The organism is Thermococcus sp., from assembly GCF_027023865.1.
Taxonomy (GTDB): domain Archaea; phylum Methanobacteriota_B; class Thermococci; order Thermococcales; family Thermococcaceae; genus Thermococcus.
In genome coordinates this window covers 317,803-331,368 of record NZ_JALVUC010000019.1, presented here as the reverse complement: position 1 = coordinate 331,368, position 13,566 = coordinate 317,803, and the positions used below count along the sequence as shown (strand labels likewise).

Genomic DNA, 13,566 nt, shown 5'->3' with positions numbered 1-13,566 from the left:
AGGATGGGCGTTCATATCCTTTTCGGTTCGTTCACTCCAGTGTTGCGTGCTTCTTGCGCATGTCCTTCTCCGTCTTCTGGAAGGTGGCCATAAGGAGGGCTATAACCCCGTCGAGAAGTATCATGGTGGAATCCTCAAAAAGGGTTCCCATAGGAGCAATCCATTTGTACTTCGTAAGCATCTGCCTGGCTATATAGTCCGTAGGGACGTCCTCCTTAGTTCTGCCGGGTATCTCAACGACCACATCGGCGAGCTTTCCTAGGGTGGAGTTGGCGTAGGAGGTTATGGACACGACCCTTCCTCCCTCGGCCCTCGCTATCTGTGCCGCGTCGACGATACTCTTGGTCTCTCCCGAACCGCTTATCGCTATAAGGATGTCGCCGGGTTCGAAGGCTGGTGTTATCGTTTCGCCGACGACGTAGACGTTGAAGTCGAGATGCATGAGTCTCATCGCGAATGCCTTACCAACGAGGCCACTCCTTCCAGCGCCGTAGATGAATATCTTGTTGGCCCCTATCATCGCATCGACGAAGCCGCGAACCTGCTCGAGCTTTATGGTGTCGGCAACGCTGTTTATGTGTTCCGTTATGTCCCTCATGGCCTTCCGTATGGTCATCATATACTCTCCCCAGAAGATGTCGATTATCTTTCTTGTGATATCCCCGGGGTCTTTTGCCTTTGTAATGGCCCCGCCAACGATTATTATTGTCGCACCGAGTTCCACAACCTTGGGGATGGTCTGAAGGTTTAAACCGCCTGCAACTGCCACGGGAACCTTAACGGCTTTAACAACCTTCTCGAGGTCTTCCAATGGAGTTTTTCCCTGAACCTGCTCGTCTATACCAGTATGGACAAGTATATAATGAACACCCATCCTCTCCAGTTCCTTGGCGCGCTTCACCTTATCCTTGACGCCTATAAGATCGACCATCACCCTAATCCCATACCTCCTTGCGACATCAACTGCATCGAGGATGGTCTTATCATCTGCAACGCCGAGGATAGAAACAACATCCGCACCGTGTCTTGCCGCCATCTCAACCTCCAAAGCACCGGTGTCCATTGTCTTGAGGTCCGCAACGATTTTCCTGTCAGGGAAGCGCCTCTTGAGAAGCTCGACCGCGCGCATACCTTCCTTTTTGATGAGCGGAGTCCCGACCTCAAGCCAGTGAGCGCCGCCATGTGCAGCTTTCTCTGCGATAGAAATGGCCTGTTCAACGTCAGTAAGGTCAAGGGCAACTTGGAGTATCATCTCCTCGCCTCCAAAGGGTTTTCAGTTTAATCTCTCGTTGCCACTTTTTAAACTTTGGCTTGGTGGATTAACATAGAGATGTTCAAAGAATTCACCAAGGTTTAAAAGATAAGCGTGGAAACCGGAACGGTGGAGTAGTATGGTAACGTTCGTCCCATTCGGGGAGAAGCCAAATAGGGACGGTGTTATCTACGTCCTAAACTTCCTCAAGAGAAACAAGCTCATAGATGACTATATTATAGTTGAATCCAGCAGGGTTGAACTGCTCCCCGAGAGGGTACCCTTAGACAGGGCTTACATCATCGGCGAACACCTCGCCACCTACGGCATCGTCCAAAAACTTAGCCCCCCGGCTTTAATCAGCGTTGACGCTCACACCGATTTAATGCACGACTACCTCGACCACGGCTCGTGGCTGGCCTACGCCCTTGAAGAGCACTTGATAAACCGGGCCGTCGTTCTGGCGCCAGTGCTTATGATACCAACTACCGAGAGAACCCAGCTCTGGACGAGGCGCGTCAAAATCTTCCCGGCGCTATTGAGAAGCAGAAAAGTTAGGGGGAAGTGGAGGGCTTACAAAAACCTCCAAACAAATGATTTGCTGGAGATACTCGACGAAACGAAGAAGTACCTCGGTGATGAAGTCTATCTCACCGTCGACCTCGACGTTCTCAGGCCGGAATACAGGATAGCCCGCTTCCAGCACGGGGAGCTTACCCTTAAGGAACTCCTCGAACTCCTAGAGGGCATAAAGGAAAACTTCAGGATAACCGCCTTCGATATCGCAGAGGTCTCAGACAGAATAAGGCGCTCTCACCTCGGAAAGAAGGCCTTCGTTGAGGTATTCCAGCTCTTGATGGGGTGATTCAATGGAAGGGCCAACGGAGTGGGAGATGCGCAACATCATAATGCCTTTGATGCTTTCCGGCGCGAAGATGCTTGACAAACACTGCCCCAAGTGCGGCTCGCCGCTCTTCGAGAAGGACGGTAGGGTTTTCTGCCCGGTATGCGAGTACAGGGAAAAGCAGAGGAAGGGCGAGATAAAGGGAGTTGAAGAAAGATTGAGGGAAAAGCTGAACGAGCTCGCCAACTCCCTTCCTGAGGATATTGACGAACTGGAGAAACACTTAAGGGCAATGGAGAAGATAATGGAACTGTTGGAGCGCTATAAAAAATTGGAGGGAGGATGATGAAGAACGTGAAGGTGCTTGAGATTCTCAACGAAGGCCCGAAGACCATAGAAGAAATAGCCGAGGCTACGGGCATAAAAGCAATGGAAATAAGGCGCTACCTGCTCCGCTTTGCAGAGCAGGGAAAGGTCGAGAGCTACCAGAAGAACGGCAAGCTCTTCTGGAAGATCAAGGAGAAGAGCGAGGAGGAAGAGGAGTTTAAATACGTCTGAACTCTTTTGGAGACTGCGTAACTGGTTTTTATCTCCAATTTTTGGTCCGTGCAATTTTAACAAGTAGAAATTCAAATAGTTTTTATACACTCGACAGTACTCACGATGGTGATGACCTGTGGCAAAGTTCGCACTATGGTGGGTTACGTGGAATGGTTCTGACTACGAGTCGAGGATGACTGTGGGGAGTAGAAAAGCCACCGTTGAAGACTTTAAAGAGAGGGGTTTTGACAGGATTGTCATTCTCAGCGGAGAAGGGAGGGGGATTAAGTACAGTGGACCATTCTATAATTCGGGATACAACGATGGGAGGGAATTTGCAAGATGGGTGTCCAACTACATATATGGGATGCCAGTGTATATAACAATACCCTTTAGCCGCCCCGAGGGATTTCCGCGGGATCAAGTGCAGATACCGTTTGAGTACTCTGGCGTGAACTCATACTACAAGGGCTGGATTGATGGTGTTCTGAGCGTTGATAACACTGACATTACTGGATTCTACTGGAGTTATGAGAGTTGCCTTCAGACTACCTCTTACGATGAGGCCCACGTTACGAAGGAGTTCATCCAGTACATGAGTAACTACATTCATAATCATGGCCAGGAATTCATTTGGATTCCGGCGACTGGGGATAGGGGTGTAACCTACTTGCGTAAGGATTCTTTCGATGGAATTCTCAATATTGGTGGTTATTTTGACTACGTTTTCGTCCAGCCGAACTACTATCAGAACGGCGTCTGTATCGAGTACATTAACGGGCATAAACAAACGTTTCCGTACTCATACGAGAAGTTAGTCGAGAAGATCCGCTGGGTTTATGAGGAACTCCCGAGGAACATTAAAAACCCAAACACAAGAATTTCAATAGAAATGGAAGCCGACAGGACCATACTGGGAATTCCCTGCAACTGTGGCAATGGGTATAATTGCCCTGAGGGCATGAAGTGCGACTGCAACCTTGAAAAGTGTTATGAGCACTGCAGAGAACACCAGCCACAGAAGGCGATTGATTACGCCCTGGATTACGTTAGAGCGCTAAACGATGTCGGATGGAAACCATCAAACTTAGCATACTACTTCAGCACAGATTTCAAAGTAATAGACACCCTCCAAGAGCAATGCAGGAGGGAACTCAATGAACCGTACGTTTGAGGCTGTTTTCATATCCCTAATTTTCCTTCTCAGCGTTGTTCCAGCTCAAGCCTCAAACGAAACCTGCAACAACGTGGACTTGAAGCATGGCCCATTAGAGGATTACGTTTACAGGGTTGAATACTCCATTATATCAAGCGGAAGCGATGCTTTCGTTTATCTTCAACTTTTCCAATATGCGCCCGACTGTAAGGCTGGCTTTTGCTATGACTTTGACATGACGCCCATAGGTGGATCTCTACTCTATTTCAACGGCTCTCGACTATACTCTTTGGACTTTACAAAAGCAACGAACTCAACGTTCGTGGACTATAACGGGGTAGTTTTCGTTAACAGGAGCTGGTATTTGAATATAACGGCTTACCCTCAGGATTCATCTGAGGGTATCGAGAAGGTCTATAAGTTTAACCAGAGGAGTTTTTGCGTTGAACCAGTCAGCCGTAACTGGTCCCAACTTTCAAAAAATGGTACTTCCACCGCAGTGATAAACGGCTGGCAGATTGAAACACCGATGAATGACATCTGTGTCACGATGAGCAAGAACGCATGGTGCTGGGCCCATGAATGTTGTCCATCTGTTATTTTAGCAAATTCAAGTGTCTTTCCAGTTTATTTCACTCTCAGACGGGGGAATCACGCAAGAAATGTAACTGTGATCTATCTGAACATGAACACCACTCTAGAGGACTTTTTCAACAGACTCCCACCAAACACCACCGTTCCCATTTTTTGGTTCCCCAAGAGCGTTAAAATCGTCAATGTAACGGCCTGCACGTCAGCTACCCCTCGAGAGAATACCCCTTTAAATTTAAACAAAACTAAGACTCAAATGCCTGCCCAGAGGGGCATCACGCGTTCTCCCAGAAACACCGTTGAAAGAACGAACAAAACATCAGCATCGCCCCAAACTTCTAGCAAAAAGGACATCTGCGGACCTGCTTTTTTAGTCTTGCTGGCAACAACTGTGCTTGTTGCCCAGAAGGTTAGAAGGCGTTAGACCGTTCTTCCTTGTTTTTCAAAATGGAAAGATAAAAATCAGGCCTTCTTGGCCTTCTCCCAGTACTCGTTGAACTTGCCCTCGAACAGGGCCTTAACGCGGAAGTCCTTGATCCATATCTGGGTCTCGTAGTTGAAGTAGCGGGCCGCCATGTCCTCAAGGGCAAAGAATACCTCGTCGTCGCAGATGAGCATTGGAAGCTCGAACTTGTCGAGGACCCTAAGTTCGAGTTTGCCCTTCTTGTAATAGTCCATTATCTTTGAGGTGTTGAGCCTCTGGAGGACGTTCGGGGCGACGAGTATCTTGGCCTTGACGCCCTTGTCTATGGCCTTGATGATATCGCTCTCCAGGTTGATGGCGATGTAGCCGTCGTCCGCCAGAAGTATCTGCTCCTTGACGTCCTCGAACATCTCCTTGGTCTTGAGAGTGGCGTTCCTGATTCCGCGGACAACCCAGACCTTCTCGACGCCGTACTTTGGAATCTCGGTCTCGATGAGGGGCTTCATAAGCTGGAGGAGTTCATCCTTGGCCTTCTTCTTGGCCTCAAGCTCCTCCGCGATCCTCTCCTGCCACTCCTCGATGAACTTCTCGAGGATGTTCTCTGGGTGAACCGGCCTGTACTTGTTGACCTTGCCTGGCTGGCTTATGGCGAAGCCTTTCTTCTCAAGGCTCCTGAGAACATCATAGGTCCTTGGGGCGGGAACCTCCGAGACGCTGGCAAGCTCCGCCGGTGTCAGAACGCCGAAGCCGACCAGTGCTACGTACGCCCTTGCCTCGTAGAGGTTCAACTCGAAGTGCTCCTGAAGGAGCTCAACCATCTTGTCCTTAACCATTCTTACCACCACCATGTTTCTTATACTGTGTAATCGATATAAACACATATAAGTTTTTTCCTAGGAAGGTTAGTTCCTGTCATTAGTCACCACGATTTGGCTGAATGACTCCCCTAGATGTTATTGCCATTGCATTGCCATGCAAACCTATTACCACCAATTAGCTTTAAAAATTTTTGGTTTAACATGACTGCAAAGGTTCGATTAGAACGCAGTGCCCAGTAGTACCCGACCTTGGTCAGAGGTCATGTAACGTAGTGAGAGCAATAGGATGTGAAACAAAATTAGATGTTGAGAATTCTAAATTCAAGAGTTGGAGGTAAACCTCACTAACCCTCAGGTTGGGTTCTCCTATCCCTCCTAAGATATTCAACTATCTCCTTGTACAGATTACTGAGAACACTCTGGTGATCCATCCCTCCCTTCTCCACTAGATCCATCGTTTCCTCAAGTTCCCTCGTCTTCTCCTCACTGACAAGCTCTTTGTACTTACTTATGAGATAGTGGTAGACCTTGATACCCTGATCGGTCGGCACGAGTTTCTTTCTTCCGCGCGTTTCAAAGACATAGTAGCGCCTCATCAGCGTTTCGACTATCTTTGCATAAGTGGAGGGTCTGCCTATCTTCCTCTCCTTCATGAGGGAGATTATGTCGCCCTGACTGTAGAGAGAAACCTGGGGAGCCTTCCATTTCTTGGTCTCAACCACTTTGAGCTTTGCTCCTTTTTCGAGCTTCGGGAGTTGCCTGAAGGGTGGCGAGCGGAGCTTCGTCCAGCCGTCATCTATTATCTCGACGTAGCCCTCAAGCTCTGCCTTTCCAACGTCCGCGTCTATGACTGCCCTCTCCATGAGGAGCTTCGCAGCCTTCATCTGGCTCGTCATAAACTTCCTGAATATCATGTCATAGAGCCTGTAGTGGTTCCTAGTGAGGTTCTTGGGGAGCTGGATAACACCATCGCGGATGAGCTGCATTAAGCGGCCGGTGTCTATCGGCCTAGTCGGTCTTATGGCCTCATGTGTTCCCTCCTCACCCCAAGACCTCGGCTTGAAGTACTCTCCACCAACTTCCTGGGTTATGTACTCCTTTGCTATCTCTATTCCGGTGTTGCTGACGTGGGTTGAGTCCGTGCGGTGGTAGCTCGTCAATCCTGCCTCAAATAGGTCCTGCGCCAATCTCATGGTTTCGGGTGCAGAAAGCTTCAGGAAGGTCGAGGCGTCCTTCAGCATGGTGTCGGTGGTGTAAGGTGGGGAGGGATTGAACTCCTTCTCTTCGAGATGGACATCCTCAACGGTTACGTATTTGGGAGGCTCAACGTTCTTCCCATCCTTACCTATCTCAACGGCGAACTGAAGGCCATTCTCCAGCGTTAACCCCAGGAAATAGGTTTCGCTCTCGCTGAACTCCTTGTATCGCTCTATTATCCAACCCAGGACAGGGGTCTGAACCCTCCCGGCTGAGAGGTTGCGGTTCTCGAAGACACGCTGAAGTTCCTGACTCAGCTCGAAGCCTATCCATCTGTCCTCTATCCTCCTCACAATCTGGGCGTTTACCCTACCTTCGTTGACGTCCCGTGCCTCCTGGATGGCGCGCATTATGGCTGGCCTAGTTACCTCGTGGAACTCTATGCGCTTGATGTTGGGCGTGTAAGGACTGAGGACATTCCTAATGTCCCAGGCTATCTTTTCCCCTTCGGTATCAGGATCGGTGGCAATGAGTATCTCGTCCACCTCTTGCGCTAACTCGCGCATCGCCTTAACGTTCTCGAGGGCATCGCGCACATTGGTTGAACCACAGCGCGGGCAGACACCCTTGTTCTCCCAGTCAATGAACTGATATCCGCAGTCACGGCAACGCTTTATGGTGTCGTAGACCGGGATGAAATTCATAATACCGTCCCTCTCGTCGATCAGGACGCCGTGGTAACCCTCGTTCGTCACAAGGTCGAACATATGCCCGCCGCTGGCTAAAATCGTCAGCATCATATTGCCTATACTGACCTCGTAGGCGACCAGATCGCCTATCCTTGTCTTGCTCGGCTGACCGAAGAAGCTGGCTATGGTTCTGGCCTTGTTGGGACTCTCGACTATCATGAGGGCGGACTTGACTAGATCTTTCACCTTGGCGCTTATCTTGCCTTCCATCACCAGGCGAACCTTTTCCCTGTCCTCATCTATCTGTCTAAGAACATCATCGAGGTCCAGCTCCTCAAAGGGGGCCATCTGAAACTCTGTGAAGCGCCAGCGCATCTGCCTCACTAAGCCGTTGAAAACCTTCTCGTTGTCAACTATGAGGACGCTGAGACTCTTTGTTATTCCACCCGCGAAAAGCCTGCTGGTCCTTCCGGTAGCCTGGATGTAGGTTCTAACGTCTGGAATCTCGATGTACCACTTGCCACCATCTTCAGTTAGGCTCACGAAGGGATCTTCAGCGAGCTTCCTCAGAACTTCCTCATCGCAAAGGGCCTTCCTGAGGAACCCCACCAGCTCGCGGAAAATGTCAAGGACGTGGTTGTGGAACTCGTCCTCTATGGGAAGGCCCTCAGCCAAAGCCTCCTCTATTTTCATCAGTTCGAACTGGGGGATGTTTCTTATGAGTCTCCTCAAGCGGGCGTGGAGCTTTTCAGCGGTTTTCCTATCCTCATCACTCAGGAAGTCCATTATCTCACTTAACAACCCCAGGGAGCGGTATATGGTGGGCCTTTCAAGGTCTATGCTAAAGCGGAACTTTGGTACGCCGGTGAAGACCGCGTAGCGTATGAGGTGGGGTAAATCGAGACCTCTAACAAGGGAGCCGTAGTAGGTGGCGGAACCCACGAGGTAGTCAGCTTCACCGTTCTCAAACCTCTCGATGGCTTTCCTGTTCTTTGAGCTGACAAGTTCGACCCTAAAGCCGCGCTCGCGGAGGTAGTTGACGAGCTCTTCCGCATAGCCGAGACCTTGGTCGGTTGGTGTGAAGATTATCCCGCCCCTGCCGAGCATCGTGAGAAGCTCTTCCACGTGCTCCTCTACCTTCTTAGTGGGTTTAATGTAGCTGTCGACGACGTTCCTGAGCGCGCTCCTTCCAGAACCGACCTCAAAACCGAGCAACTCGCGGTAAAGTTTTATCCTGTCACCCCTCGCGCTTCCGGTTGCGGAGGCGATTATCATGATGCCTATGTTGTTCTTCGATTTGAATTCCTCAATCTCGCGCTGGAGCTTTGATATCTCCGCGTTAAGCTCCTTCAGCCTCTCTTCCCTGTCCTGGGCGCGGCCGTTGAGATACTTTGACATCTGCCTCTTTAGCTTGATTATCCCCCAAGCCTTTTGGATGACCTCATCGTTGAAGCCGAGCAGGTAGAGGGAGCGGTCTATATTCTTGCTCGCCTTGAGGAAAGCGTCAACGTCATCCACAAAGATGAAGTCGAAATGCCTACCCTTGAGAACCTCGTCGAACTTCCTCGCCATCCACTGGGCGCTGGTAACGAGGATATCGTAGTCCTCACCGGTTATCTTGGCCAGCATCTCCTCCTTCTCCTTCTTCCGGAGGTTGCCATGGTAGTAGGCGAGGTTTATCTCAGCGCCGGCCCTCTCAGATATGGCCTGGATTTTCCTCACAGTTTGAACAACGAGGGGGGTTGTGGGAACGACTATGTAGCTCTTCTTTCCTTTTGTGGCGTGCCAGACGGCCATAAATGCCCCGAAGGTGCTCTTGCCCATTCCAGTCGGGGCTATGATGGAGAAGCTCCTCCCCTTGAGAAGTCTCTTCACCCACGTCTTCTGGGCGCTCCAGAAGGTAAAGCCTGTGGCCTTTTCGAAGAAGGCCTCGACATCGCGGAGGTTCTTCTCCAGGGAGTAGACTCTCTCCCACTCCCTAAGCGTGCCCCTAACCTGCAGGGCGTTTTTAACAGCTGTGACGAGTTCAAAATAGGAATCGGCGTGAACGGGAGTATCAATGCACTCATCGCAGGGGTTCTTACTCACAAGCCTCTCGTCGGAGATCCTCCTAGAACAGTTCGGGCACATCTCCCTGTATATCGCCTTCATCTTCTCACCCTCTAATTCCTATTCTCGCGAGGAGAGACTTTATAAGACTTTTTAGAGGGACGCCTCAAGTTCCCTCAGTTCATCTTCTAGCTTTAGGGAAAGCTTGTAGTCCTTAAAGATGTGTTCGTACTCCCCCGCGACCTCCTCAAGGACGTGGAGCGCTTCTTTCCTTCCCGTCAGCGCCACGAGCTTCAAAGCCCTCCGGAAGAGCCTCGCGACCTCGCTCCCGCTCTCGTCGGTGGTTAAGGCGAAGCGGAGCTCCTTCAGCGTAACATCGAGGGCCAAGTCTGGAACCTCACTCAGGAACTCCATCGCGGTTGCCTCTGGAAAGAGTTCAGCTTGCTCCTCAAAGGTCTCGAAGTAGAAACCGTTCTCATAGGCCTTCATAACTGCCGCAACGTGCTTGCAGTCCCCACCAAGGGGGCAGGTGCAGCGGTTCTCGCCGGTTTTCAGGTCAAGCTCGACGTAGTAGGGGTAAGTGCCGAGAATCTTGGAGAAAAGCCTGTCTCCGTGCTTGATCACCCAGAGAACCCTGCCGGATTTGTAGTAGCGCTCACCCTTTCTGAGGGTCTTCCCATCCATGGCCATCGATGTGGCTTTTTCAGACCCTCTTTAAGCCTTTCGATTCTGCGAAAGCGTTTTATCCACCGACGAGTAAAACCTACGGTGGTGGCGATGGACGTGTTTGAACTCGCAAGGAGATACCACGATGAGCTTGACATCAAGGAGCCGAGCATGGCAGCAATGGCGGCCGAGTTCTTCGGCGACCTTGGTCTTAAAATGGCGGAGTTCCTCAATGGAGAGGGCTACACAGTCATAGGCACGAAGTTCATTGACTACGACAAGAGCCTCGTCTTGGACATAACAAAAGGAGAAAAGAGGTTTGAGATAACTCTCAGGAAGAGCTAATACCCACCCCATAGTCGAAGACTATTTCCTTCTTTTCCCCGGGCTCGAGCGTTATCTTAAACTCCACGTAGTTCGCCGTCTCGTCCGTCGGCTGAATGCTTGAGGTCATTACTTTTCCCCATTTGTGGTGTCTGACAAGGACAGTCTTCGTCTCGTTGCCGAAGTTCTGAAGGGTTATCCTCACCTTGTAGTAGGAGTAGCCCTCTCCACTCCTCTGCTCGAGTATCGTGGTGGTTCCTTTAAGGTCGTAGTCCCTGCCGATGCCTATCCTAACAGTGTCGCCCTTGGGTGTGTGCTCTATGGAGTTCTCGCCAATCAGGAGGCTTCCATCATCGGTTTCGCGGTAGATCTCAACGGTTCCCGCGGGGAGAACCCTGTCGGTCTTGAATGATATTGACTCGTAGACCGGCCTCTCGCCGTTCCCGGCCCAGCTCTCGTAGAGGTACTCGCGCTGGTATGGGGCTTCGATGGTCACGTAGGGGTACATCATGGTGCTCGAGGGATTGAGGTCGGCGATTCCGAGCCTGTACAGGTAGAACGCCTCGACCTTCTGCGGCTCGCCGATCTGGAAGGTCCCTGAAGAGGCCGCTTTGGCGTAGAGAACGCGCGGCTGCGGAAGGGCCTGGTTGAGGTGGACGTCGCCGGCTATGAGGAGAACCTTTGCGTCCTTGAACTCCTGAGCCGTCGGGTTGTTGAGCACGACGTAACCGTAGAGCTTGGCATCTTTCCCGATGTAGAGCTTGTACCTGCTCTCCCAGCTCATGTTCGCCACCCTGTAGGTCACGCTGACGTTGTACTTTCCGGCCTTGTCCGCCTGGAGAACCGCGTAAACCCTTGCCTTTCCGTCGAGGTTCTTGGCCTTGAAGTATGAAACCTCGGCAGGGTTTATCAGGTAGTAGCCGTCGCCCTCGACCGCTATCTTCCTGTTTTTGAAGCCGAGAAACCTGCCCTTGATGACGTCACCGCTCCTCAGCTTTATCTCCACCTCACTGCCAATGTTCGCCGAGTAAACGTCGCCGTTAGAACCCCTGCTGAAAACGCCGAGAACCTGAACCCCGCCATTGAGGGGCCTTATCGTGACCTCAGCGATGTTCAGTCCGGCCAGCTCATTGAGGGGAACCTCATTCAGGCCAGCCTTAAGTTCGAACTCCCTCGTCTCCTCTATCACGCCGATTTTGGCTGAGTTATAGAGGACAACTGTCGTATCGCTCGCGGTGGCCTTCTCACCCTGAAACAAAAAGACCGACAGGATAATCAGCAGAACCACACCGGCCCCGGCAATAAGCTTCTTCTTTATGGATATCACCCGTAACTACTTGATCGAGGGAGTATTTATAACCCGGGCATCGCTTCAACCGGATTCAAAGCGAAGGGGTTGGCAAATGGAAACCCTTTTAACTGTGTCGGCGAAGTGGAGAGTGTCAGGCTGATGAGGTGATTGGTATGGACAGGATTGAAAAGGCTAAGGCAGTCATCGAAAAGGCGACGGCCGAGAACAGGCCACTCGTCGAGCCGGAGGCAAAGGAGATACTCAAGCTCTACGGCGTCCCGGTTCCGGACTTCAAGGTCGCCACCAACGAGGAGGAGGCCGTTCAGTTCGCCAGGGAGATCGGCTACCCTGTTGTCATGAAGATCGTTTCCCCGCAGATCATCCACAAGAGCGACGCCGGCGGTGTCAAGGTCAACATCAAGAGCGACGAAGAGGCCAAGCAGGCCTTTAGGACCATCATGGAGAACGCCAAGAACTACAAGCCCGATGCAGACCTCTGGGGCGTTATCATCTACAAGATGCTCCCGCTAGGCAAGGAGGTTATTGTCGGCATGATCCGCGACCCGCAGTTCGGCCCAGCCATCATGTTTGGTCTAGGCGGCATCTTCGTCGAGATACTCAAGGACGTCAGCTTCCGCGTCGCCCCGATAAGCAAGGACGAGGCCCTTGATATGATAAAGGAGATCAAGGCCTACCCGATCCTGGCTGGAGCGCGCGGTGAGAAGCCCGTTGACATCGAGGCCCTTGCCGACATAATTGTTAAGATCGGCGATCTTGCCCTCGAGCTTCCTGAGATCAAAGAACTCGACATCAACCCCATCTTCGCCTACGAGGACTCAGCCATAGCCGTCGACGCGAGGATGCTTCTCTGAGGGCTTCTGCCCCCGTCCTTACTTTTTTCTTCCCGAAGGCCTCGCCCTTTAGGGCGGGGTACAATCAACCACCCAACTGACCCTTAAGCGGGAAAGCAACACTCTTTTAAAGCCTAAGAACAATACCATACTTTGGAATGAAGCGAGCAGTAACGGTAAAACTCCAACCAAGCAAAGAACAAGAAAAAGTCCTCTTCGAGTTAGCCGACATTGGGGTTAAAGTCTAGAATCGAGTAAACTACCTCCGCAGGCAGGAATTCTTTGAGGGTAAACCAGTTGACTTCAATAAAACCGAAAAGATTGTTTACGAGGAATTCAAAGGAGAAATGGGTTCTGCCACAGTCCAGCAAATTTGTAGGAAGAACGCCGAAAGCTGGCGGAGCTTCTTCTCACTCTTAAGGAGTAAGCGGAACGGAGAACTGCCCGAGTGGCTCAAACCGAAACCACCAAACTATCTCAGAAAAGACGGGAAGAGAAAACCCTTAATCATCCTCAGGAACGACCAGTACAAGATTGAAGGCAACAAGGTACTCCTCAAGGGGCTTGGAAAGTTCAAACGTCTCGAAGTCCCGTTCAAGGGCAGAATGCACCTCAAAGGCAAAACAAGGACGGTTAGAAATAATCTACGACCCAATAAAGAGAAAATGGTATGCTCACGTTAGCTTTATCGTGGAAGAGAAACTAATTGAGGACAAGTGGGTTGAAGTTCCAAGACAACCGTTGGGCAACCTCTCTGCTGGAATTGATTTAGGAGTGAACAATTTAATGGCCGTCTATGTCGAGAATGGAGAAAGTTTTCTCGTGAACGGAAGACCACTCAAGAGCATTGCCTTCTACTGGCGGAAGAAGATTG

The 13,566-nt window shown here is 50.9% G+C and carries 12 protein-coding genes and 1 pseudogene; 8 read left to right on the top strand and 5 right to left on the bottom strand.

The genetic code is table 11. The annotated features are described in order from the left end of the window. Positions 1-31: 31 nt before the first annotated feature. On the bottom strand, positions 32-1,252 hold the full coding sequence (hxlAB, locus tag MV421_RS07455; protein ID WP_297418287.1) for a bifunctional 3-hexulose-6-phosphate synthase/6-phospho-3-hexuloisomerase: 1,221 nt from the start codon (positions 1,250-1,252) through the stop codon (positions 32-34). 139 nt (positions 1,253-1,391) lie between these two features. Between hxlAB and MV421_RS07450 the strand changes: the two genes are divergently transcribed. From MV421_RS07450 to MV421_RS07430, 5 genes are all read left to right on the top strand, one after another. After that, on the top strand, positions 1,392-2,117 hold the full coding sequence (locus MV421_RS07450) for an arginase family protein (protein WP_297418283.1): 726 nt from the start codon (positions 1,392-1,394) through the stop codon (positions 2,115-2,117). A gap of 4 nt (positions 2,118-2,121) precedes the next feature. Continuing rightward, a complete protein-coding gene (locus tag MV421_RS07445) occupies positions 2,122-2,442 on the top strand; it encodes an Sjogren's syndrome/scleroderma autoantigen 1 family protein (protein WP_297418279.1) in 321 nt (106 codons plus the stop codon). Continuing rightward, positions 2,442-2,654, top strand: a complete 213-nt coding sequence (locus tag MV421_RS07440) for a FaeA/PapI family transcriptional regulator (protein ID WP_297418276.1) — start codon at positions 2,442-2,444, stop codon at positions 2,652-2,654. The genes MV421_RS07445 and MV421_RS07440 overlap by 1 nt, the downstream gene beginning before the upstream one ends. Before the next feature lie 118 nt (positions 2,655-2,772). Beyond that, on the top strand, positions 2,773-3,810 hold the full coding sequence (locus tag MV421_RS07435; protein WP_297418273.1) for a DUF4855 domain-containing protein: 1,038 nt from the start codon (positions 2,773-2,775) through the stop codon (positions 3,808-3,810). After that, positions 3,794-4,807 carry a hypothetical protein gene (locus MV421_RS07430; RefSeq protein ID WP_297418271.1) on the top strand — a complete coding sequence of 338 codons (1,014 nt, stop codon included), beginning with the start codon at positions 3,794-3,796 and terminating at the stop codon, positions 4,805-4,807. The genes MV421_RS07435 and MV421_RS07430 overlap by 17 nt, the downstream gene beginning before the upstream one ends. 38 nt (positions 4,808-4,845) lie before the next feature. Here MV421_RS07430 and trmBL2 read toward each other — a convergent pair whose 3' ends face one another. The 3 genes from trmBL2 to MV421_RS07415 all read right to left on the bottom strand — a co-directional run bounded on the left by trmBL2 (position 4,846) and on the right by MV421_RS07415 (position 10,244). Then, a complete protein-coding gene (trmBL2, locus tag MV421_RS07425; RefSeq protein WP_297418333.1) occupies positions 4,846-5,640 on the bottom strand; it encodes an HTH-type transcriptional regulator TrmBL2 in 795 nt (264 codons plus the stop codon). Between the two features lie 329 nt (positions 5,641-5,969). Beyond that, positions 5,970-9,662, bottom strand: coding sequence for a reverse gyrase (gene rgy, locus MV421_RS07420; protein ID WP_297418268.1), 3,693 nt, complete (start codon positions 9,660-9,662; stop codon positions 5,970-5,972). A 51-nt stretch (positions 9,663-9,713) separates the two neighbouring features. Beyond that, on the bottom strand, positions 9,714-10,244 hold the full coding sequence (locus MV421_RS07415) for an SWIM zinc finger family protein (RefSeq protein ID WP_297418330.1): 531 nt from the start codon (positions 10,242-10,244) through the stop codon (positions 9,714-9,716). 93 nt (positions 10,245-10,337) lie between these two features. On the opposite strand from MV421_RS07415, the gene MV421_RS07410 reads away from it, so the two are divergent. After that, positions 10,338-10,571, top strand: a complete 234-nt coding sequence (locus tag MV421_RS07410) for a hypothetical protein (protein ID WP_297418327.1) — start codon at positions 10,338-10,340, stop codon at positions 10,569-10,571. Here the strand turns inward: MV421_RS07410 and MV421_RS07405 are convergent. Continuing rightward, a complete protein-coding gene (locus MV421_RS07405; protein WP_297418324.1) occupies positions 10,558-11,868 on the bottom strand; it encodes a DUF4139 domain-containing protein in 1,311 nt (436 codons plus the stop codon). The two genes, MV421_RS07410 and MV421_RS07405, sit on opposite strands and share 14 nt — an antisense overlap. 146 nt (positions 11,869-12,014) lie before the next feature. On the opposite strand from MV421_RS07405, the gene MV421_RS07400 reads away from it, so the two are divergent. Both MV421_RS07400 and MV421_RS07395 read left to right on the top strand, forming a co-directional pair. Then, positions 12,015-12,713, top strand: coding sequence for an acetate--CoA ligase family protein (locus MV421_RS07400; protein WP_297518094.1), 699 nt, complete (start codon positions 12,015-12,017; stop codon positions 12,711-12,713). A 137-nt stretch (positions 12,714-12,850) separates the two neighbouring features. Continuing rightward, a pseudogene (locus MV421_RS07395) lies at positions 12,851-13,566 on the top strand (RNA-guided endonuclease InsQ/TnpB family protein); the annotation flags it as partial.